The sequence below is a fragment of the Streptococcus sp. oral taxon 431 genome, from assembly GCF_001553685.1.
Classification (GTDB): Bacteria; Bacillota; Bacilli; order Lactobacillales; family Streptococcaceae; genus Streptococcus.
Genome location: NZ_CP014264.1, coordinates 1662034 through 1683602 on the forward strand (window position 1 = coordinate 1662034; position 21569 = coordinate 1683602).

The window sequence follows — 21569 nt, forward strand, 5'->3', positions numbered from 1 at the left end:
GATGCAATTCCTCTAGTTTGTTACTTTAGTTTTTTGTCGAATATCATCTCTGGTCTTCTTTTAGCAACTGATGTATGAGCAAAAAAGCGAACAAGACCAGATTCTGTTTATCAGAAAACTAGTTTTGTCCGCTTTTTATGATTGAGGCTGGGACAAAAGTCCTAGCCTCTCAATAGTCTTTGGATTGTCGAGCAAGACGCAGTGGTTGAGTGGGCTCTACTACGCTGATTTCATCAGCTTTTACAGCCCTACTCAACTGTGCGGAGGCGGGACGACGAAATCTAATTCTAACGAATTACCGATTTCTGTCCCACTCTCTATGACTTGGATGCTTTTACATCATCTTATTTGTCTTCTTTTTTCTTTCCCATTGCAAAGAGACCAAGAAGTGCTCCTATAACACCTGCTGTTGCAAGGGTTGCATTTTCTTTTGTACCTGTTTCAGGGAGGATATTTTGATGACTTGCAGGCGCTTGATAAGTCTTGTCTTGTGACATAGCAAGAGCTACTTGTGACTGCTCATCTCTGTATGCTGGTGTTTCACCTGTAGTTGGGGCTGAACCATTCACACGTCCAGTAAATTCCGGTACTTGGTGACTAGTTCCTTCTCCACCAGGAACGCCACCTTCAAAGTGTGGAACTTGGTGGGTAGTTCCTTCTGAACCATTTACATGACCAGTGAACTCAGGTACTTCATGAACAGCACCTTCTGTGCCATTGACACCACCTGTAAATTCTGGAACCTCTACTACTGGTGCTGGCTCATCACCTGCTGTGCCAATGACTCCTGAGTACTCTGGGACTTCATGAACAGCTGCTTCTGCTCCATTGACACCGCCTGTAAATTCTGGAACTTCATGGATAGCTGGATCTGTTTTACCAGATACTTCTTTCTTAGTTCCGACTAAGACAATCTCATCTTGCGGTGCTTCAATAGTTTCGCGAAGTTTTTCAGTACGGCTTCCATCTAGTGCTACTTCAGTCAGGATACGTTCTTTACCTTCACGACCTGCTTGAGTTACACGAGTTTCACCTTCTGCTAGAGTTGGATCTTCTTTCTTCACTGTCTTGAAGCTGATAGCTTCTTCTACCACTTCTAGGCTAGGAAGCTCTTCCTGAACAGCTGGGGCAACTTTTCCAGTTTCAACCTTTTCTTTGGTCAATTGGATACGGTATTCCTTGACGTGTTTACCACTTTCTGAAACGAGACGTACCAAGACTGGAAGTTTGTCATTCCCACTATCAACAACTGTCGCTGCTACGTTTTCACCAGCTTCCACTGTCACTTTAGGACGAGTTCCACTATAGGTTACTTGGTAATCTACACGGGCTTCAGAGAAGTCAGCAAGCTCTTTACCATCTACTAGAAGTTTAGAAGCTGTATTGTCTTTAGGAGCTTCACTTGGTGCGATAAAGGCCATTTCAGTGATAGCCACACCCTTCTTGTCTGCTTTTCTGTCCATGCGCCATCTCATAGCTTTAGCTTTGACCGGTGCAAAGGTTACATGGATGTCAGTTCCTACTTGAACCTCTTGATCAGCACGGTATTCAACTTTCTCCCAGTTAGAAGGAGTGTTAAATGGATGTTCTGGATCGTATGGTTGGTAGTTAGAGTAATATTCTGGTGAATCAAATTCTGGGCCAACATAGCGTTCTAGGACGAGTTTAGAAGGGGCGTCTGTTCCACCATCTGCAAAGAATCGAATGCTTCCTTCAGCTACTGTACGTTCAACAATCTTACCAGCTTCTCTAAAGATAACCCCTACTGAGACTTCTGGATTTTCAGATGGACTTGCAGACCAGTTGGTCCAACGACGGGTTTCATCATCTGAACCATCGTTAACATAATCTACACGGTCATGAGAGTTCGGATCAATATCGTTAGTTGCTGAGGCAAATGAACGGTTGCTATCGTCATCGAAGTCTGGGTTGTCTGAAAGGTTTTCACCGAGTTTGTCTGTCACACGTACAGCCACTTCAGCAGTTAAATCAGTACCCAAAACGCGACCATGAACTGTAAATTCACCTGCTTTTGTTAGATTTTCTGCTGGAACTGCTTCCCAGTCAACAGCCAAGTCTTTCACTTCATAGTCAGATTTTCCTGTGAAGTAGACAGGAACTTTTGCTGGTAACTCAAGAGTTTGTCCTTTAGCAACCAAGCGAGAGGATTTGGCAACAGTAACAGGTTTACTTGCGAGCAAATCTTTATCATTTGTGAAGTGTAGACGATATTCACCCAAGATATCACCGTTTTCAGCCTTGACAACAACACGAACTGGATCTCCTTCACGTACGCTTGGTACAACTGTTGCAATACCATTTTCAGTAACACTTGCTGTCACAGCTGGAGTTTTTCCTTGGCTTGATTCAAGATAGTAGTCAGTCAAGCCTGGATTAAAGTTTGGCAAATCTTTTCCATCTACTTGGATTTGTGCTTGAGCTTTCTTAGCTGCAGCTACTTGTTTAGAGAAGATTTGCATTTCTGTAATAGAAGTACCCCATTTACCATCTGGTCGAACCATGCGGATACGAACTGCGTAAGTGTTGACTTTATCAAAGCTAAAGTGGGTCATTTCTCCAGCTCTTACTTGATCTGGAGCCTTGAGATTTGTTACTTCTTTCCAGTTTTTATCGTCATTAAAGACATGATCTTCACGTGCTACAAAGCTTGGATTCTTAGGAACTGTTGGAGTTGCTGAACCGACATAGTATTCGATGACATAGGATTTAGGTGCACCAACACCGTGGTCTTCGTGGAAGGCGACATTGAGGTTATCAACTGAACGTTTAGACATGATACCAGAGTCACCAAAGAGAATTCCCACTGATGCTTCACTTGTACGGTTCCAGTTTGTCCAGCGGTTTGCTGGTTGATTGTTATATGAAATTAGTTTGTCATTGACATTTGCTACTGAATCACTTGGATTTGAGTCTGATGCAAAGGCAAGTGGCAATTCTGAACCAGTCCACTGGTCAGAAATATTAGCACCAGTTTCTGTCTGTGAAGATACACGAACATGAAGTTTGGTTGGTAGTTGAGTACCTTCGACATGTCCTGTCACAGTAAAGTTGCCTTCTTGTGCGTATTGGCTTGGTTCAATTGCGTCCCAAGTTACTTTAGCTGAAGAGACTTGGCCATTTGAGTGATAAGTCCGAACACTCTCTGGTAATTGAGGAGCTTCTGCAACTGGAGTTGTTACGCTCACTTCCTCGACAGCAATGATACCTTCAACAGATACCTTAGCATGAGCTTCTTTTTCAAGCCCTTCTACTTTACCAAGAACATCAAAGCTATGGTATTTAGCAAGGTCTTCCTTAGCAACTGCTTGCCAAGTCACCTTGTGAACCTTTGGAAATCCTTTGTCATACTCTACAGTTACTGTAGCTGGGAGACTTGGTTCTTGGTTCAAACCTGTCACGACACTAACTGGACGGATGGCTTGGACGACTTTATCTTCAGTATTTGCTTGAATGTTCAAGTCAATCTGACCTTCTGCTCCTTCAAATTGAGCTTTCAGAGTTACTTGACCTGGTTTGTGCAATTCAAGCATACCTTTACGAACGGCTACATCTCCCTCACCTGTAGTTGAGAAGGTAACCTTGTCAGCTTTCAAGACTGCCTGAGTACCATCTTGGTAGTGAGCCAAGACCTTGATACCGACCGTTTGGTCCTCTTTCAAAGCAGCTGCATTTTCAACTTCTAGGCTCAAACGTTCAATTTGTGGAGCCTCTTGTAGGAATTGGATAGCATAGGTTTGTAGTGGGCCACCATCGTTGGGTTGAACATGGATGCTTGCACGCATACCATTTGCTTCATTAGCTTGAATAACTGTCACTTGAGCATTTTCAGCCGTAGCTTTAACCTCTGGCAAAGCTACGCCATAAGCAAGCTTGTGGTATTTTACAGGTTGGTCAGTTGAAAGACCTTCAACCGCTTGATCTGCCACAGTTACACTTGGAACTACTGGATTAGCAGCTTGACCTTCTTCCACTACCAAGGTCGCAGCGATTTCTTCATCTTCTAAAATACCTTTTGCTTGGATGCGAGATCCTGGGATTGCTAGTTTAGCTTGATCTTCAGCTGCAATTTCCCACTTATTAACATCATAGCTTGCTACAGTACCATCTGACAATACGTAGGAAACAGATTTGTCAACTGAATTTAGGTCTGTATTTGGAGCGATTCTCTTGACTATAGGCAATTCTGCTTCGAGAGCCAAGACTTCAACACGCGCTTCTACATCACGTCCATCTGCTACACCCTTAACAGTTACAATTCCTGGTTCATTGACATCAACTGCTGACCATTCTACTGGAAGTTTTGCACGACTGCCGTCACTGTAGATAAAGGCTACTTTCTTAGGCATTTTTGGTGCTTGCCCGATAACGGTACGGACTTTAGCAACTTCTGTACCTAAGACAGTTTTTTCTGCTTGGTCTTTCTTACCTGTGAAGATAGTAGTTTGATCAGATTTCAAGAGATCAGAATGAGCAGTCAAGGTAAATTTACCAGCTTGCTCAGTTGATTTGACAATGACAACACCCTTACCATTGAAGGCCTTACGAACCCATGAACCGTCAGCTTGCTCTTTATAACGTTCACGGCTTGCTTGTTCACCGTTATCCACACCGACAATCTGACCTTGTCCATGCAACTGGAAGCGAACAAGGTTATTAGCAGTTGGAACTACATTACCAGCGCTATCAACGATTTCGTAGTAAATATAAGTGAGATCTTTTCCGTCTGCTGCGATAGCATTTTCTTCTTTGACTAGGCGAACACCTGCAGGCTCACCAGCAGTCGTAACCTTATCACGAGCAATTTCATTACCAGCCTCATCGCGAGCTACTGCTTCCAAGGTTCCAGGTTGATAAGCAACCTTCCACTCAAGGTAAAGTTCCTTAGCATTGGCACCTTCTTGGTAAGTACGGCCATCACTAGTTTGTTTCTTGTTAAAGGTTTTCTTACCTAGAGACTCGCCATTCAAGAACAGTTCCACACTGGCAGCATTTGAAAATGCACGAACAGGAATCTTACCATCTGCGTCCGCTACATTCTCTTTTAGACTAGAGTCTTCCCAATTCCAGTGAGGAAGGAGGTGAACCATTGGTTTCTTCTGAGCAGAAACCCATTGGCTTTGGTACAAGTAGTAGTCATTCTTTGGAATGCCGGCTGTATCTACGATACCGAAGTAAGAACTCTTAACTGGTGTGTTGTTTTGGTTGTGCCATGGAGTAGGCTCACCGATATAGTCGGTACCCGTCCAGATAAACTGACCAGCATAACCAGCATTGTCACGGTCAAAAGTCCATGATGCAGTGGCTGTTTTACCCCAACCAACACGGTCATTACCATAGTCTGATTGCTCATAGTGACGGTAAGCTTGGTTGCTGTGGACTAGTTCACTTTCTGGGCTGAAATAGCTACCACGAGTACGAGTTGCTGAAGAAGTTTCTGAACCGTAAATCAACCAATTTGGATGTTTCGCACGCAGCTTCTTGTAGTTGTCTTCTGAATAGTTAAATCCAACCGCATCAAGTTCGTTCGCAATCTTTTCATGATCACCACTACCATCACCAAAGCGGAACTTGTCTGCTCCCATAGTGACATAGCGTGTTTTATCAACAGCCTTGATCACTTGCACCAAGCGTTTAACAGTCGCTAGAGAACGAGCCTTACCGTCTGCTTCACCGATTTCATTACCGATAGACCACATGACGATAGCAGGGTTGTTCTTGCCTCTCTCGACCATTGTACGTAGGTCAAAATCAGACCATTTTTCACCTTTTTTAGCATCTGGGTGAGTGGCGTCTTTGTCAAAGAAACGTCCGTAGTCATACTGTTTCTTCCCACCGTACCAAGTATCGAAGGCTTCTTCTTGGACCAACAAACCTAGTTCTGCAGCAATCTGCAAAGTTTGCTCACTAGCTGGGTTGTGGGTTGTACGGATAGAGTTCACACCCATATCCTTCATCTGTTTCAGACGACGGTATTCTGCCTTATAGTTTTCTTCAGCTCCTAGAGCTCCATGGTCATGGTGAAGAGAAACTCCATGGAATTTAATGCGTTCACCATTCAAAGAGAAGCCTTCATTTGGTGTCCAGTTATAGTAACGGTAACCAAACAAGTCCTTCTTAGCATCAACCAATTGACCATCACGATAAACACGAGTCACCAACTCATAAAGGGCAGGCTTGTCGTTAAGAACTGTCCAAAGTTTTGGTTTCTCAACTTGCAAAATAGCATTTAGACTAGTTGATTGATGAGCCTTCAAGACTTGGCTAGCTGTACGAACTAGGTCACTTACTGCTTGTCCTCCACGTTCGATGATTTGATACTCAGCTACGATTTCGTGGTCTTTATCATCAGTATTGACGATCTTACTTGATACGTGAGTGTCAACCTTACCATTTTGTTGTTTTTCAAGCTCTGGAGTTAAGATGGTTGTACCGTTTTTGGCAACATGCAATTTGTCTGTCACTTGAAGAGTAACATCACGGTAGATACCACTTCCTGAGTACCAACGGCTACTTGGTTGTTTATTGATTGCATGAACTGCAATGACGTTTTCACGACCGTCTTTGTTGAGATAGTCAGTGATATCATAAGAGAATTGGTTGTAACCATTTGGATAGTGACCGACTAGCTGACCGTTTACATAGACTTGCGAATCCATATAAACTCCGTCAAAGACCAAACGAACATTCTTGTTAAGGTCTTTTTCGTCTAGTTTAAAGGTCTTGCGATACCAAGCATCCCCACCATTCAGTTGTCCACCTTCGTTTTGGGCAGGTGACTGATGGTCGAAGTCGTTATAGATACTCCAGTCATGAGGTAGGTCTAGTTTCTTCCAGCTTGATACATCAGCATCTGGCTTGATAGCATCTTTGGCATTAGCATTGAGTTTGAAATGCCAGTTTTGGTTAAATTCTACTTTACGGTCCTCAACCAATTGATTTACCTCCTCGCTGGTAGCCGGTTTTAGGTCCGGTTTTTCCTTTTGAGAAGATTGATCTTGAGTAATTACTTGAGGTTTCTTATCTAGCATGGAATCCTCTTTTTTGTCAGAGTCTAATTGTAGAGTTTGGTCGTCCTGTGCTTTTTCAGCTTCATGAGCTGGTGTAGCAACTTCACTTGCAGCTGATTCGGTTGATGCTGGCTGTTCTGGACTTCTTGTTTCACCAAGTTCCTCTTTATGAGAATCATCCTCTACTTTTTCTGTAGCAACTGCAATTGGAGTTTCATCAGCTGAAACTGGGTTTGCACCAGCTACACTTGCTCCAAATAAGACTGAGCAAGTACCGATGACTACAGAGCAAGTTCCAACGGTAAATTTTCGGATACTATACACTCTTTTTCGATTCCAATGATCTTTTCTCATAAGATCCTCCTTATATTCGTAACCGCTTCCATTTTTGTGTAAGCGCTCTACTTTTCAGTAGTATTTTGCTTCTATTTTATAAAATAATATAAGAAACTTCAATACTGGCAGCATAAAAATCATACTTTTGATTCTTTTTTCTATAATTAGTAGAAAACTTTGAAAATCTGAATGTACATTTAGTGAATGATTTTACTAAAAAAGGCAGTGGGACAGAAATCGATAGACAAAGTCTCGATTTCGTAGTCCCAGCCCCGCGAGGATGATTAGGAGATTTTTGGAGTCTAATACTCAATGAAAATCAAAGAGCAAACTAGGAAGCTAGCCGCAGGTTGCTCAAAGCACTGCTTTGAGGTTGTAGATAGAACTGACGAAGTCAGTAACATATATACGGCAAGGCGACGCTGACGTGGTTTGAAGAGATTTTCGAAGAGTATAAAAGACGAACAGAAAGTTCAATCAGCTACCGCGTCAAAGTTTGATTGCTAATAAAAAGTGAGGTCGGGATCTTTTATCCCAACCTCTTTTACGGTCTATCAAACTAACATTTCCTATTAGATTATTGACTTGTTTTCCCCTTTTCCAGTAGCTTGACCATCTCATTTTTACGTTCTTCTAACTCGGCAATTTGCTGAAGCAAAAGCTCTGAAAAATCACATTCAAGCTCTTCAGTTTCGCCACTATTATACCAATTTAGAGCTACTATATGATTGTCCTTATCAAAGCAGAAAATCACATCTCCATCCCCGATGATAGACAGAAATGGAATATAGTCAACAAACCCTAAATCATGTAATTCCTTGGTTTTTATTCGAATGTCTAAGAAGTCTGGGATGCCATTGGCGATCCCCAAGACCTTGATACCTCGGCAGAAGGTCCAAAAAGGGGCTACATCGTAAGCCTTGGCTCTTGACCATAGCTCTTCCCTGACTTCCATAAAGAGACCTCCCAGAGATGACATGGTGAATTCCCTGAAATCTTCTGGCAGACGAATGCCGTATTGATTTTCAAAATCCTGAACATCTTCTTCCGATGGTTCATTGCCCATGCAGGCGACAACTTGATAAGTTTCCTTATCATAGTGACGAAAATAATCATAAACTTCCTTTAGTGCCATTATTTTAATCCTTTTTTACTCAGAAATATAGACCACAAATCCATCTGGTAAGATGACTTGATGTCCATCTTCAAGCTGGCAATGACTCGCTAAATCAACAGAGTCTCTTTCTAAAACAAAATTCTCAGGAGACTGGTTAAAGATAGCCTGAACTTCTTTCCCTTCGTAGTTCCACGTTAATGCTAGAACATCTGGTTTCACTTCTTGCAAGCTATAGGAACCATGCTGGATCATGCTTGCCACTTCCTTACGGACCTTGATTAATTGCTTTATGAAATTCAGCATATCATTGTCCTCAGAAACACGGTTCCAAGGCATGACACGACGGCAGTCAGGGTCTGGTCCCCCTTTAAGTGCCAGCTCTGTTCCGTAATAGATACAAGGGGTCCCTTTTTGAAGGTAGAGGAAGACAAGGGCTGCCTTGACATGCTGCACATTTCCTTTTGCAGTTGTGAGGATACGCTCTGTATCATGAGAATCTAAAAGGTTAAACATAACTTCAGCAATTTGTTGCTTGTAGTACATAGACTGGCTGTTGATTTCTGAAATAAACTGCTCTGTCTTTTTATGCTGACGCAAGAAATAATTCTTGATACTTTCAGAGAGTGGATAGTTCATAACAGCATGGAACTCGTCTCCTTGTAGCCAAGGTTGTGAGGTATGCCAGATTTCACCTAATATGTACAAATCAGGCTTTTTAGCAAGAACTGCCTTTCTGAAATCTCTCCAGAACTGGTGGTCAATTTCATTTGCAACGTCCAAACGCCAAGCATCGATATCAAAATTTTCAATCCAGTAGGTTGCAACCCTCAAAAGATAGTCTTTGACTTCAGGGTTAGCTGTATTTAACTTAGGCATATAGCTAGCAAAGGCAAAGGTATGATAAGGTAATTCTCTGGCCTTCTTAAGCTTATCCTCAGTAATTGGAAATTCTTGAATATGAAACCAATCTTTATAAGGGGAATTTTCTCCATTCCTTAGAACATCCTGCCATTGGGCTGACTGATCTCCGATATGGTTAAACACTGCATCTAACATGATTTTGATGCCCCGTTTATGGGCTTCCTCGACTAGATTACGAAAGATTTCCTTGTCTCCAAAGTGACGGTCAATTTCAAAATAATCCGTCGTATCGTACTTGTGATTGGTTGTAGCTTCAAAAATCGGACATAGATAAAGTCCAGTGATTCCCAAATCTTTAAGATAGTCTAAATGGTCAATAATCCCTTGCAAATCTCCACCAAAAAAATCATCCCTTTCAGGAGAAATCTCTGCATCCCACGCTCGAGCTCCATCAGGAGTCAAATTAGGATTTCCATTAGCAAAGCGTTCTGGAAAAATCTGGTACCAAACGGTATTTGAAACCCAGCTTGGAACTTGGCAACCATCGATTTCGTGAATGTAAGGAAGTTTAAAGCCATTTCCTTCAGCATCCAAGTTTTCTTGAGTATGTTCTACACAACCCTTATCTCCGTAGAAGACTCCCTGACCTTCCTTATCAAGAAGTTCAAAGAGATACTGAATCCGTGCAAAATCAACCGATACTGTAACCTGCCAATAATCAAACAAGGCGTCTGAGGTTACTTTGGTCATTTCATTCTTAGCTTCATACTTATCCTCAATAAAAATAAAGGGATCACCATAGTGTAGAATGACCTGCTGGACATCATTTTTCTTGGTTCTAATTCGAATATGTAGCTGACCTTCCTTATAAAGATAAGCATACTCTGATTCTGGTCTATGATAAATGGCTGTTAATTCCATGTCTTGTCTCCTAAATAATCATCATCAACAAAAGTGCAAACATTTTCATAATTGCTAGTTCTAGTATACTATTTTAAGATTCGATTTGCAATTTTTATACCAGTTTTACGATAGATATATAGATGGACAAGGGTAAAATTGAGTAGACTCTTTATGAGCTTTAAAAGAGAGTTTCCATGAACCGGAAAACTCTCCATCATTACGAATCAGATGATTAGAATAAATGCTATCTGATATCTTTAATCTTCTAAAATGAAAATTTCTTCAACATGTAGTTGTAGCAACCTTGCAATTTTCATTGCTAGTTCAAGTGTAGGATTGTACTTGTCATTCTCGATAGCAATAATGGTTTGTCGACTAACGCCTAATATTTTTGCCATATCTTCCTGACGTAGTCCTTCAGACTTTCTTAGCTGTTTGATATTATTTTTCATACAGCATTAGTCTTTCTGAAAACAATAAATGCCAATTGCCAAAACTACGATAAGGATAACAACCATCAAAATTACTCCTTGAACAAGTTTATTAGGTTCTTTAAAATCTTCATCACCATCAACCATTTTCTGTTTTATGGCAATTTGTGTAAATCCTTGAACAGAAATAGATAAACATAAAATCAGACATGGTAACATTTCAAGTTCAATGCCTTTTGTAATAGATTGATAAATATTAAATACTGTCCATCCACATAAGCCAAATAGAGCCGTTTTATAACCCCATTCCTCAGAACGTAGCTGAATCGCTCTGTCCATTTCATCCATTTTTCTCATAGTCCTGTTCCTCCAATCTGTCAAAACAATGTCAAGAGCTCTTTACATTTTTTATTATACTCTAAATCGATGAAATGTCAAGATGTTTTAACATTTTTAATTTTTTTATTTTCTTCATCTATTCTAAGAATATTCCTAACTCCAATTTACAGCCTAGTCAATCTGACAAAGGGCAAGTTCTTTTAATCCTATTTTATCTTGACTTCATAAGCTTCGGCTATAGATATACTTTCAGTTATGTTAGACTCGAAGTTTATCCTCTCTTTTCTGCTTTCTTATCTCTATTTATACCTTAAATGAGCTTAATCGTTATAAACTGCCTGTTTATCATGTGGTATTTTTCTACAAATTAGCAACCGAAAAAAATAAAAAGCCATTCCTCAAGGGAACAGCTTTCTCACTTATAATTAAAGGTTTCTCCAGCCAACTTATCGGCTAGCTTGGGAAATAGGGTATAAAACTTATGGGCTAGATTGAGCAAGATTGGGAGATTGAGCTCGCGTTTGTTTTTACCTATGGTCTTAACAATTTTTCTAGCTACTGCATCTGGCTCGAGTAGGAAGCGGTCGACCGACTTGAGATAGGTCCCATCTGGGTCTGCTTGGTCAAAAAATCCTGTACGGATCGGGCCTGGATTAACCGTTGTCACATAGACACCATAGGGCATGAGTTCAAGGCGCAAAGCATTTGAAAAACCAATGGCTGCAAACTTGGTCGCAGAGTATAGACTGGACTTGCTAGTCGCTATCAATCCTGCCATACTGACGATATTGATAATATGGCCTTTTCGAGTCTCCTTCATACGAGCTGCAAGCAAACGTGATAGATTCATGAGAGCAAAGGTGTTAACCTCAAACATTTGATGAATATCTTGATTAGAAATCTTGTCAAAATCCTCAAAAATCCCGTAGCCAGCGTTGTTAATTAAAACATCAATCTTGCCATAACGCTGATAGAGTTCAGCAACTAGTTCTTCTATGGCTTGAGCATCGGTAATATCAATTTCAATCAATTCTGCCTGTGGATGATTTCCGTATAGTTGAGCTAATTTTTCCTTATTTCGACCAAGCAAGATGAGTTGGTCTTGAGGCAAGAGTTTGACCATTTCTTGGGCTAGACCACCACTGGCACCCGTAATGAGAATAGTAGACATACTTTTCCTTTCTCGAGATTCTAGATTTCCACTTCTTCCAAGTCTTTGACCACATGGACATTTTCAAAGACACTAGCAGCGTCTTTCTTGAGCTTGCTGATATCTTTTGAGAGGAAACGGGCACTGATGTGGTTGAGCAAAAGCCGTTTGGCACCTGCTTCTACTGCGACCTGCGCTGCCTGCATGTTAGTTGAGTGACCGTGATTGCGGGCAATTTTCTCATCACCCTTGCCATAAGTTGATTCATGGACAAGGACATCCGCATTGACAGCCAGACGCACACTGGCATCCGTTTTCCGAGTATCACCCAAGATAGTAATAATCTTACCTGGACGTGGAGCTGAGATGTAGTCTGCTGCCTTGATCTCGGTGCCGTCCTCTAATACAACATCCTGACCGTTTTTGATTTTTCCAAAAAGCGGTCCAAATGGTACACCAGCAGCCTTTAGTTTTTCAGCGTCCAAGGTCCCTTCTAGATCCTTTTGCATGACACGATAACCCACACAGAAAATAGTGTGATCCAACTCTTCCGCATACACCGTGAATTTATCTGTTTCAAGAATTTTCCCTAGAGAATCTTGGTCAAACTCATGGAAATGAATCTTATAGGGTAGGCGTGAACCAGAGACACGCAAACTAGTCAAGACAAATGACTTGATGCCTTGGGGACCATAGATTTCCAAATCTGTTTGCTCTTCATTGGCTTGAAAGGCACGACTAGAAAGAAAACCTGGCAAGCCAAAAATATGGTCTCCATGTAGGTGGGTAATAAAGATTTTGCTGACCTTACGTGGTCGAATTGTGGTTTCCAGAATGCGATTTTGCGTTCCTTCTCCACAGTCAAAGAGCCAGACTTCGTTAATCTCGTCCAAGAGTTTCAGGGCGAGACTTGAAACGTTGCGGGCTTTAGAGGGCTGACCAGCCCCCGTTCCTAAAAATTGAATATCCATTCGATACTTTCTAATTAATCAATATATAACATAGCAGTTCTATTTTCCGAGCGGTAATAAAACTTGCCAGAGAAAGATTTAGCTTCTTGTAGTAAATCCTCTTGGCTGTAGCCTTTGAGTCGCTTTCTTCCATCTGCCAAGCTTTCCAAATCTGTCAAAGCTGTGAGATTTTCCACGTTAACAATATCCTCTTCTCCAATCGCCTTCATGTAAATCTTACCAGACTCCACAAAAACTAGCTGATGAGGAAAAATTTGCGCAATCTCAAAGAGTAATTCATCCGTAATTGCTTCCTCATATTCAGAGAAAATACGGCCAAGACCTATACTCTCATAGCAAAAACCAAAAGACTTGCCTGATAGGTTAAGGCGAATAAATGGCTTGCTTTCTTCAGTAAAACTTGGTTCAGTATTATAGAGGTTTAGCTCCTGAGTCAATTCAGCAAAATAATCTGTTGCAGCCTGAGGACTCTTTTTCTGGTAAAGCTCTGCAAAGTAGGCATTCACTACGCTGGGTGGAGGTGTGATAAGGGCTAGTTGCTCCTCTTCAGACCTACCAGCTAAAAGTTGATCCAGATAGACCTTGTCTAGACTTGTATAGCCACCATACTTGAGTGCCAAAGTTTTGATATCAGTCATAAAATTCCTCTAATCTCCATTTGTTTCTATCTGCAATGTAGCCAGTGATGACCTCACAGTCATCTTGGTAGACACGTTCTTCTAGGATAGCGACACTCTCCAAATCATGAATCTTGTAGGACTTAGCAAAAGGCACGCGCAAGGTAAATGCTTCAGAAATTTCCTTAATCTTATCCAACAATAAAGCCTGCAACTGTTCTCGACTATCCTTAGATTTAGCAGAAATCAATGCATATGGCGTTTGAGTAGGCGTAAAGTTCTCCACCAAATCCGCTTTATTATAAAGGGTCAAGCGAGGAATATCCTCCATGTCCAAGTCTTTCATAATTGAAAGAACTGTTTTTTCATGTTCCTCATGGTAAGGATTGCTGGCATCGATAACATGAACTAGAAGGTCCACATGCTTGCTTTCTTCCAAGGTTGACTTGAAACTGGACACCAACTCTGTCGGCAAATCTTGGATAAATCCAACGGTATCTGTCAAGGTTACCTGTAGATTGCCACCAAGATGAATGCTTTTAGTCGTTGCATCTAGAGTTGCAAAAAGCTCATCTGCCTCATACTGGGTCTTGCTAGTCAAGGTGTTCATGATAGTTGACTTACCAGCATTGGTATAGCCAATCAAGCCAATCTTAAAAGTACTTGACTCCAACCGTTTTTCTCGAACTGTCGCTCGATTTTTCTCAACTACCTTGAGTTGACGTTCGATATCTGTAATCTGGTTGCGAACACTACGACGGTTCAGTTCCAACTGGCTTTCACCAGGTCCACGGGAACCAATCCCCCCTGCCTGACGGCTGAGCATAATCCCCTGACCGACTAAACGAGGCAAGAGGTACTTGAGCTGGGCAAGATGAACTTGGAGCTTGCCTTCATGGCTTCGAGCCCTCATGGCAAAGATATCTAAGATTAACTGCATACGGTCAATAACCTTAACACCTAATACTTCCTCTAAATTGACATTTTGTCGAGGTGTCAGACGGTTATTGACGATGACCGTCGTAATTTCTTCTGCGTCCACCATTTGAGCAATTTCTTCCAACTTACCAGAGCCGACAAAGGTTTTAGAGTCGTATTTTTCTCGTTTTTGTCTGTAGCTATCCACTACGACTGCACCAGCTGTCTTAGCCAGACTAGCCAGCTCTTCCATGGAGAGGTCAAAATTATCCATGCCCTGGAGTTCAACACCAACCAGCAGGACTCGCTCCTCTTTTTTCTCCGTTTCAATCATTTAAAAACTCCTCAATCTGGTTTAAAATACGGTCTGTCACACCAGATTCTCCTATTTGATAAAAGATCACCTGCATACGATTACGGAACCAGGTTAGCTGACGCTTAGCAAAACGACGGGTCGCCTGTTTGAGACTGTCACTAGCCTCCTCCAGGCTCTGCTCCCCTCGAAAATAAGGAAAGAGTTCCTTGTAGCCAATCCCTTTAGCAGCCTGCACATCTGGATAATGGTCAAACAGCCACTTGGCTTCGTCTAGAAGTCCAGCTTCAAACATCAGGTCCACTCGATGGTTGATTCGCTCATAGAGTTGACTCCGCTCATCATCCAAGCAAATAATCAGCGGATCATATAAACTTTCTTGATTTTTCAAATCTTGACCGAAATGGGAAATTTCTAAAGCACGCATGGCACGACGACGATTAAACTGGGGAATTTCAAGGCCTGTTTGCTCTACAAGATGGGCTAACTCCTCATCTGAAAAAGGATCTAGACTAGCACGATAAGCTAAAATCTCCTCATGAGGTGTCTCCCCACCTAAATGATATCCTTCTAGCAGACTCTGGATATAAAGTCCTGTCCCACCTGCAATAATAGCGAGCTTACCTCGACTTTGAATATCCTCAATGGCTGCCTTAGCTTCTGAAACAAAATCAAAAGCCGAGTAAGACTCGGTTACTTCTCTCACATCAATCAAGTGATGAGGGACAGTTGCCTGCTCCTCCGGACTTGCCTTGGCTGTCCCAATATCCAGTCCTCGATAGACTTGTTGGCTATCTCCACTAACTACTTCACCATTAAAATGCTTAGCAACTTCAATGGCTAGAGCTGTTTTTCCAACTGCAGTCGGTCCAACAATCACAATTATTTTTGTTTTCATCTTTTTTCCTTGAAAAATTCCCATTTTTTCGTTACTATTATTATATCACAAAAAGGTCAGTCAGAAAAATGCGACCTCTTGAGGTAGCTGGCTGATTTATAAGTTAAAGGAGGAATACTCATGGCTAAAGGATTCGCTAAAGGTCTTGTAACAGGTGTCGCAGGAACTGTTGCTGCAGTTGCAGGTGCAGTATACGCAGTTAAAAAGAAAGTGATCGAACCAGAAGAACAAAAAGCAGCTTTCATCGAAGAAAATCGTAAGAAGGCAGCTCGCCGTCGCGTATCACGTTAATAAACAAAAGAAGTTGGGATTTTTTCTCAACTTCTTTTTTTTCTATTCTTTTATACTTAATAAAAACCAAATAGGAAAAGGAATCTAGCGTAGTTTGAAGAGATTTTCAGAGAGTATTAAATGGCCAAGTCAAACTTCAACTGTGGCTTGACTGGAGCATAGTCAACCAACTCAAAATCCTCTGCTTTAATATCAAAGAAATTAGTCTTATCTGGTACATTCAAGACCAAACGTGGTTGGCAATTTGAAGGCTCACGACGAAGCAATTCCTGAGCTTGTTCAAATTGATTGTCATAGATGTGAAGGTTGTTGATAAAGTAGAAGAATTTCCCAACTTTCCAACCAAAGTGTTTAGCAATCATCATCTGAAGAGCTACATACTGCATGGCATTGATATGATGAGCCACCAGCATATCATTAGAACGCTGGGTCAAGGTTGCATCCAGATAAATTTCCCCATCTACTCGACGGACATCAAACATAGTCTGAAAGGCACAAGGGAGAAGTCCATCTGTCTCCTCAAAAGCCTGATAATCCCAAAGTGAAATGATATTACGACGGTTCCAAGGATTAGCTTCTAACTGTTTGAGAATCTTGTTAATGATGTCGTGCTTTTTAACAACAGCCCCGTAACGCTCACCGATTGTCCCTGTATCTCCTACTTCCCAGTCATTCCAGTAGTGAACATTGTACTTATCATTTAGAACTTCCAAACTATTGGTCTGATCTTGGTAGATCCAAAGCACTTCTTTAATAGCTGATTTGATAGCGATAGGACGCAAGGTTGTGATGGGAAATTCACCCTTGGACAAATCATACTCTGCAAAGGCTCCAGTGATGTACTTGGAGTTAGCAACAGTCCCATCCTTGTACTTTGGACGAGCTTGCTCAGAAAACACACCCTCATTCAGGATTCGCTCGATATTTTCTTTAAAAATCGTATCTGCTTTTGTCATTTACTATCACCTCATTCATTGTCTTAACTAGTATAGCATAAAAAAAGAAAGGAGGAAAATCACTCGCTTACAGAAAGCAATTTTCTCCTTTTTATGTTTATTTATTGCAAGACAAGTGACGCAGCACCAATCACTCCAGCGTCATTTCCTAGAGTTGCAAGAGCTAGTTTAGTTGTTGTGCGAACTTGTGGGAAGGTATTTTCATCATAAACCTTTTGCACACCTTGAAGGAGGAATTCTCCCGCAGCTGATACACCACCACCGATAACGATTGTTGATGGGTTTAGGATTGAACCGATGTTGGCACATGCAATACCCAAGTAACGTGAGAAGTTACGGTAAACGATCAAGGCAAGGTCGTCTCCTTCTTTTGCCAAATCAAAGACAGTTTTAGCTGTTACTTCTTCTCCATCATCAATCAAGCGTTTCAACTCTGCATCGCCTTCGTATTCATCTGCGTAACGACGAGTCAAGTTAACGATACCTGTCGCTGAAGCTACTGTCTCAAGACAGCCTTTTTTACCACAAGTACATGCGATTGGTTGATCAAAGTCAACTGTGATGTGTCCAAGTTCACCAGCAGCACCTGCAACACCGTGAAGCAATTTACCTTCTGCTACGATACCGCCACCAACACCTGTACCAAGTGTCATAAAGACAACATCTGGTTGGTTGTCACCAGCACCCATCCAACGCTCACCAAGAGCTGCCACGTTGGCGTCATTGTCGATAAAGAATGGAATCCCCAAGGCTTTTTCCATTTTTTCTTTGATTGGTTGAAGAGTTTTCCAGTTGAGGTTGTAGGCACCGATAACAGTCCCTTTTTCACGGTCAACCACACCAGGTGACCCCATACCAATTCCACGGAAATCTTCAGCAGACAATCCAAGCAAGCCCAAACGGTGTTGAATAGTTTCAATCATATCGTCTACGATATGGCTTCCTTCATCCAAAATGTTTGTCTTAATAGACCATTTTTCTTGGATTTCTCCTTCTTGCGTTAAAATAGCGAACTTGATAGAAGTTCCACCAAGGTCAATCCCAATAATCTTTTGACTCATCGTCTTCTCCTTATCCTTAATTGAAAATGCTTACAGTACTAGTATAACAAAATCTGCCAATCAGTGCAAAGGTTTGCATTAACTTTCCAGATTTTTTTCTATTCTATGGTTTCCACAAACCAGAAGCATCTACATAATAGCGTCCACCATCCACTCGCTCATTCTTTGCCATTTTGCCATCTGATTTGAGATAGTAATTTCCTTGCCATGCATTACGAGCATAAGATCCATCTGATTTTAAGTAGTACCAAGATTGGTAAGAAGAATCATAGACCCACTCACTCTGAGCCATTTTCCCATTTGACTTGAGGTAATATGCACCTTGCCAAGTATTATGCGCATAAGATCCATCTGATTTGAGGTAATACCAAGCTTTGTAGTAAGAATCATAAAGCCATTCACCCTGAGCCATCTTACCATCTGATTTGAGATAGTAACTTCCTTGCCAAGTATTGCGTGCATAAGAACCATCTGATTTGAGGTAATACCAGGCTTGGTAATAGTTATCGTATACCCACTCATTCTCAGCCATTCTTCCATCTGATTTGAGGTAGTAAGCACCCTGCCATGTGTTCGTTACTGGTTTCCCATTTTCAGAAAAATAGTACCAAGATCCATTCTGACGAACCCAGCCACTTTCAGCTGCTACACTAGGAGCAGGTACTGCACTACTTGGCGCTACACTATCAGGTGCTACATTGTTGTTAGCTTGAGAGGCACTTGTCTTTTTCTTTTTTAACACACCCTTAGGCGCGTTCTTAGACTCACAAGCGATCCCATCATGATCCTTATCTAGAGTAGCAGAATAACCTGGTTCCCCCTTATGAATATCTGCATAACCATTCTCCCAAGCTTCTGTACAGCTCGAAAAATGAATGCTTTCATCCGCCACAACAGGATGTAAAAACAAAGCTAGGGCAGGTAAAGAAGCTAGGCCTAGTTTTAATAAATGACGTTTGTTCATGATTTTCTCCTAAAATTATAATATCAATCTCAATATTATTTTATCAAACTTATTTCAGCAATTCAAGAAAACTTCTAGTTATTTCTGCAAACTCTTTTGGTTTTGCCCTATTTAGGACATGAGGTCCCTCAGGGATGATCTGAAACTGGGAATCTGGCATCAGTTCATGAATACTTTTCATTGAACTAAGATTTGGCTTATCCTGACTACCACAAATTAACAAGCTTGGATAGGGACAATTCCGTGCAATCTCTCTTAAATCAAGTGTTTTTAATTCCTCAGAAACTCCAACCATAAAAGCTTTATCTGCTCCCTGTTTCTCAAATATCCTTTTGGGAAGCAATTTAAATATCAGCAACTGAATGTAAAAAAGGATATTGCCCGCCAGTTTCAATGGACAACCTGACAAAACCAAGGCTTGAAGATTTGGTATATCATAACTTGAAAGCTCCAATGCAAGTGCAGCCCCTAAGGACAAACCGATTAGGACAAAAGGTTCTGTTTCCATTGTTAAGCGCTGATAAATGCGCTCCTTAGCTTCTTGATAGCTAGCAACTCCGGAAGGAAATAACTCTAGGGCTTCAGAGGGATAATCTGCAAGCAACTCTTGCACTTCTTTCCAACTCTCCGCTGACTGACCTAGGCCGTGTAAAAATATTAGTTTCATTTAGTTCTCCTTCAAGGATAACTCATACAAGCCCCTAACTGCATTACAAGCATAAATGACTTCTGCCTGTTTCAAATCTTCTATGGTTAAGATCTTCTCTTCTACCTGCCCGCTTTCAAGTAAATGCTGGCGATAAATCCCTGGTAAAATGCCAAGACTACTAGGCGGGGTATAGAACTTGCTATTCATTTTTAAGACCAGATTACCAATAGAGGTTTCAAGCAATTTTCCATCAGCAGTGTGATAGATGATTTCCTGCTCTCCCACTGTCAAATGTGGTCGGTGTGTCGTCTTAAAGTAGGTAAAGGCCTGCTGCAAATCAGCTTCTTGCAGACAAAGTTTAGCTTGACAAAAAGTTGGACTAAGTGGTGTTAATACTTGTCGATCAATTTCTATTTCTCCAGACTTGCTGAGACTGATTCGCAAACGGTAGTCTTGATGGAGGTCACAAACTTGGCACTCCTTCTCTAGATTTTGTCTCAAAACTTCTTGGTCAAATGGAAAGGCAAAATAACGACTAGCCTTTTGTAGTCTTTCTAGATGTTGCTTTTCAAAGAGCAAGGTTTTCTGGCTGATTTTTCCTGTCGTAATCAGTTGAAAACGAGGCTGTTTTCGGTAAAGAACAGCTGCCTTTTGCTGGACTTCACGGTATTCTGACTCCCAAGTACTATCCCAAGTGATGCCACCACCAACTCCATAGATGGCTTTCCCTTTATGAAGCTGAATGGTTCGAATAGCCACATTGAAAATCCTTCGTCCATTGGGAAGTAAGAGTCCAACAGTTCCACAGTAAACTCCACGCGCTTGTGGTTCCAAGTTCTTGATAATTTCCATAGTCGCTATCTTGGGAGCTCCTGTGATGGAGCCACATGGAAAGAGCGATCGGAAAATTTCAACTAGGTCAGCATCCGGTCGTAACTGACTCTTGATGGTCGAAGTCATCTGCCAAACTGTAGAATACTGTTCCACCTGACATAAACGTTCCACATGCTCACTTCCCACCTCAGACAGACGATTCATATCATTGCGCAAGAGGTCCACTATCATCATATTTTCTGAACGATTTTTGGGATCTTGCTCCAACCAAGCGGCCTCTTTCAAGTCTTCTGCATCAGTCAGACCACGTTTAGTCGTCCCCTTCATAGGACGAGTTGTCAATTCACGATCATTTTGTTCAAAAAAGAGTTCTGGACTCATGGAAATTACTGCCATGTCGTCATGTTCAACATAGGCATTGTAACCTGCTTCCTGCTCTACCACCATACGATTGTAGATAGCAAAAGGATTAGCAGACAACTCCTGCTTGAGTTGAACCGTATAATTGACCTGATAAGTATCGCCCTGTCGTAAATGATGGTGAATCTGAGCAATGGCCTTTTCATAGTCCTCTGCAGATGTTACTTCCTGCCAATTTGAAGGCAAATCCACCTCCTCATAAGTCAGAGGAATGCTAGATTTTTCAACGCTGTCATGAATAGTGAAATAGAGGAGATACTCTCCTAACAAGGGACCCTCGTGAACCACCAACTTCTCCTCAAAAGCTGGCGCAGCCTCATAGCTGACATAACCCACCACATAATAGCCCTGTTCTTGGTAGCTTTCCACTTGAGCTAACAAGTCTGTCACTTCTGCTAAATCTCTGGTTTTTAACTCTTTGATAGGCTGGGTAAAGGTGTATCGCTCACCCAAAGCCCTAAAATCAATCACTGTTTTTCTATGCATATCCTAAGTATACCATAAAAGCCAGA

The 21569-nt window shown here is 41.5% G+C and carries 16 protein-coding genes and 2 pseudogenes; 1 reads left to right on the forward strand and 17 read right to left on the reverse strand.

What is annotated here, in order from left to right; all coding sequences use genetic code 11:
- Positions 1 to 344: 344 nt before the first annotated feature.
- The 12 genes and pseudogenes from AXE83_RS11785 to miaA all read right to left on the reverse strand — a co-directional run bounded on the left by AXE83_RS11785 (position 345) and on the right by miaA (position 15882).
- Positions 345 to 914 carry an SIALI-17 repeat-containing surface protein gene (locus tag AXE83_RS11785; RefSeq protein WP_443031038.1) on the reverse strand — a complete coding sequence of 190 codons (570 nt, stop codon included), beginning with the start codon at positions 912 to 914 and terminating at the stop codon, positions 345 to 347.
- Positions 890 to 7013: pseudogene (gene bgaA / locus AXE83_RS07865) on the reverse strand (LPXTG-anchored adhesin/beta-galactosidase BgaA); the annotation flags it as partial. The pseudogene bgaA and the gene AXE83_RS11785, both read right to left, overlap by 25 nt.
- A 218-nt stretch (positions 7014 to 7231) precedes the next feature.
- Positions 7232 to 7382: pseudogene (locus tag AXE83_RS11790) on the reverse strand (YSIRK-type signal peptide-containing protein); the annotation flags it as partial.
- A 559-nt stretch (positions 7383 to 7941) separates the two neighbouring features.
- Positions 7942 to 8499 carry an SMI1/KNR4 family protein gene (locus AXE83_RS07870; RefSeq protein ID WP_060956049.1) on the reverse strand — a complete coding sequence of 186 codons (558 nt, stop codon included), beginning with the start codon at positions 8497 to 8499 and terminating at the stop codon, positions 7942 to 7944.
- 15 nt (positions 8500 to 8514) lie between these two features.
- The gene (locus tag AXE83_RS07875) at positions 8515 to 10263 is read right to left on the reverse strand and encodes a glycoside hydrolase family 13 protein (RefSeq protein ID WP_060956050.1); all 1749 of its coding nucleotides are present in this window, start codon (positions 10261 to 10263) and stop codon (positions 8515 to 8517) included.
- Between the two features lie 239 nt (positions 10264 to 10502).
- Positions 10503 to 10697: a helix-turn-helix transcriptional regulator gene (locus AXE83_RS07880; RefSeq protein ID WP_033584559.1), complete on the reverse strand. Its 195-nt coding sequence runs from the start codon at positions 10695 to 10697 to the stop codon at positions 10503 to 10505.
- A 6-nt stretch (positions 10698 to 10703) separates the two neighbouring features.
- Entirely contained in the window at positions 10704 to 11033 is a 330-nt protein-coding gene (locus AXE83_RS07885) for a hypothetical protein (protein WP_033584556.1), read from the reverse strand.
- 397 nt (positions 11034 to 11430) lie between these two features.
- Positions 11431 to 12186 carry an SDR family NAD(P)-dependent oxidoreductase gene (locus tag AXE83_RS07890; protein ID WP_060956051.1) on the reverse strand — a complete coding sequence of 252 codons (756 nt, stop codon included), beginning with the start codon at positions 12184 to 12186 and terminating at the stop codon, positions 11431 to 11433.
- A gap of 20 nt (positions 12187 to 12206) precedes the next feature.
- Positions 12207 to 13136 (reverse strand): ribonuclease Z, encoded by a 930-nt coding sequence (rnz, locus tag AXE83_RS07895; protein ID WP_060956052.1) that lies wholly within the window; start codon positions 13134 to 13136, stop codon positions 12207 to 12209.
- Positions 13137 to 13150: 14 nt separating this feature from the next.
- A complete protein-coding gene (locus tag AXE83_RS07900; protein WP_049526225.1) occupies positions 13151 to 13774 on the reverse strand; it encodes a cystathionine beta-lyase in 624 nt (207 codons plus the stop codon).
- Positions 13767 to 15005 carry a GTPase HflX gene (hflX, locus tag AXE83_RS07905; RefSeq protein ID WP_060956053.1) on the reverse strand — a complete coding sequence of 413 codons (1239 nt, stop codon included), beginning with the start codon at positions 15003 to 15005 and terminating at the stop codon, positions 13767 to 13769. The genes AXE83_RS07900 and hflX overlap by 8 nt, the downstream gene beginning before the upstream one ends.
- Positions 14998 to 15882, reverse strand: a complete 885-nt coding sequence (gene miaA / locus AXE83_RS07910; protein WP_060956054.1) for a tRNA (adenosine(37)-N6)-dimethylallyltransferase MiaA — start codon at positions 15880 to 15882, stop codon at positions 14998 to 15000. Before miaA ends, hflX begins: the two co-directional genes overlap by 8 nt.
- Before the next feature lie 120 nt (positions 15883 to 16002).
- Here miaA and AXE83_RS07915 point away from each other — a divergent pair, with 120 nt between their 5' ends.
- Positions 16003 to 16173: a DUF3042 family protein gene (locus AXE83_RS07915; RefSeq protein WP_060956055.1), complete on the forward strand. Its 171-nt coding sequence runs from the start codon at positions 16003 to 16005 to the stop codon at positions 16171 to 16173.
- A gap of 116 nt (positions 16174 to 16289) precedes the next feature.
- On the opposite strand, the gene AXE83_RS07920 is transcribed toward AXE83_RS07915, so the two are convergent.
- The 5 genes from AXE83_RS07920 to pabB all read right to left on the reverse strand — a co-directional run bounded on the left by AXE83_RS07920 (position 16290) and on the right by pabB (position 21543).
- On the reverse strand, positions 16290 to 17129 hold the full coding sequence (locus AXE83_RS07920; RefSeq protein WP_060956056.1) for a thymidylate synthase: 840 nt from the start codon (positions 17127 to 17129) through the stop codon (positions 16290 to 16292).
- Positions 17130 to 17230: 101 nt separating this feature from the next.
- Positions 17231 to 18190, reverse strand: coding sequence for an ROK family glucokinase (locus AXE83_RS07925; protein ID WP_000078556.1), 960 nt, complete (start codon positions 18188 to 18190; stop codon positions 17231 to 17233).
- 103 nt (positions 18191 to 18293) lie between these two features.
- A complete protein-coding gene (locus AXE83_RS07930) occupies positions 18294 to 19154 on the reverse strand; it encodes an excalibur calcium-binding domain-containing protein (RefSeq protein WP_060956057.1) in 861 nt (286 codons plus the stop codon).
- A gap of 49 nt (positions 19155 to 19203) precedes the next feature.
- Entirely contained in the window at positions 19204 to 19821 is a 618-nt protein-coding gene (locus AXE83_RS07935) for an alpha/beta fold hydrolase (protein ID WP_060956058.1), read from the reverse strand.
- Positions 19822 to 21543: an aminodeoxychorismate synthase component I gene (gene pabB, locus AXE83_RS07940; RefSeq protein WP_060956059.1), complete on the reverse strand. Its 1722-nt coding sequence runs from the start codon at positions 21541 to 21543 to the stop codon at positions 19822 to 19824.
- Positions 21544 to 21569: the final 26 nt, after the last annotated feature.

Bases quoted from the DNA above. Each gene is read 5' to 3' on its own strand.
- AXE83_RS07870 (WP_060956049.1), bottom strand. From the start codon at position 8,499: ATGGCACTAAAGGAAGTTTATGATTATTTTCGTCACTATGATAAGGAA.
- AXE83_RS07915 (WP_060956055.1), top strand. From the start codon at position 16,003: ATGGCTAAAGGATTCGCTAAAGGTCTTGTAACAGGTGTCGCAGGAACT.
- AXE83_RS07920 (WP_060956056.1), bottom strand. From the start codon at position 17,129: ATGACAAAAGCAGATACGATTTTTAAAGAAAATATCGAGCGAATCCTG.
- hflX (WP_060956053.1), bottom strand. From the start codon at position 15,005: ATGATTGAAACGGAGAAAAAAGAGGAGCGAGTCCTGCTGGTTGGTGTT.
- AXE83_RS07885 (WP_033584556.1), bottom strand. From the start codon at position 11,033: ATGAGAAAAATGGATGAAATGGACAGAGCGATTCAGCTACGTTCTGAG.
- AXE83_RS07935 (WP_060956058.1), bottom strand. From the start codon at position 19,821: ATGAAACTAATATTTTTACACGGCCTAGGTCAGTCAGCGGAGAGTTGG.
- pabB (WP_060956059.1), bottom strand. From the start codon at position 21,543: ATGCATAGAAAAACAGTGATTGATTTTAGGGCTTTGGGTGAGCGATAC.
- AXE83_RS07930 (WP_060956057.1), bottom strand. From the start codon at position 19,154: ATGAACAAACGTCATTTATTAAAACTAGGCCTAGCTTCTTTACCTGCC.
- AXE83_RS07900 (WP_049526225.1), bottom strand. From the start codon at position 13,774: ATGACTGATATCAAAACTTTGGCACTCAAGTATGGTGGCTATACAAGT.
- miaA (WP_060956054.1), bottom strand. From the start codon at position 15,882: ATGAAAACAAAAATAATTGTGATTGTTGGACCGACTGCAGTTGGAAAA.
- AXE83_RS07890 (WP_060956051.1), bottom strand. From the start codon at position 12,186: ATGTCTACTATTCTCATTACGGGTGCCAGTGGTGGTCTAGCCCAAGAA.
- rnz (WP_060956052.1), bottom strand. From the start codon at position 13,136: ATGGATATTCAATTTTTAGGAACGGGGGCTGGTCAGCCCTCTAAAGCC.
- AXE83_RS07925 (WP_000078556.1), bottom strand. From the start codon at position 18,190: ATGAGTCAAAAGATTATTGGGATTGACCTTGGTGGAACTTCTATCAAG.
- AXE83_RS07875 (WP_060956050.1), bottom strand. From the start codon at position 10,263: ATGGAATTAACAGCCATTTATCATAGACCAGAATCAGAGTATGCTTAT.
- AXE83_RS07880 (WP_033584559.1), bottom strand. From the start codon at position 10,697: ATGAAAAATAATATCAAACAGCTAAGAAAGTCTGAAGGACTACGTCAG.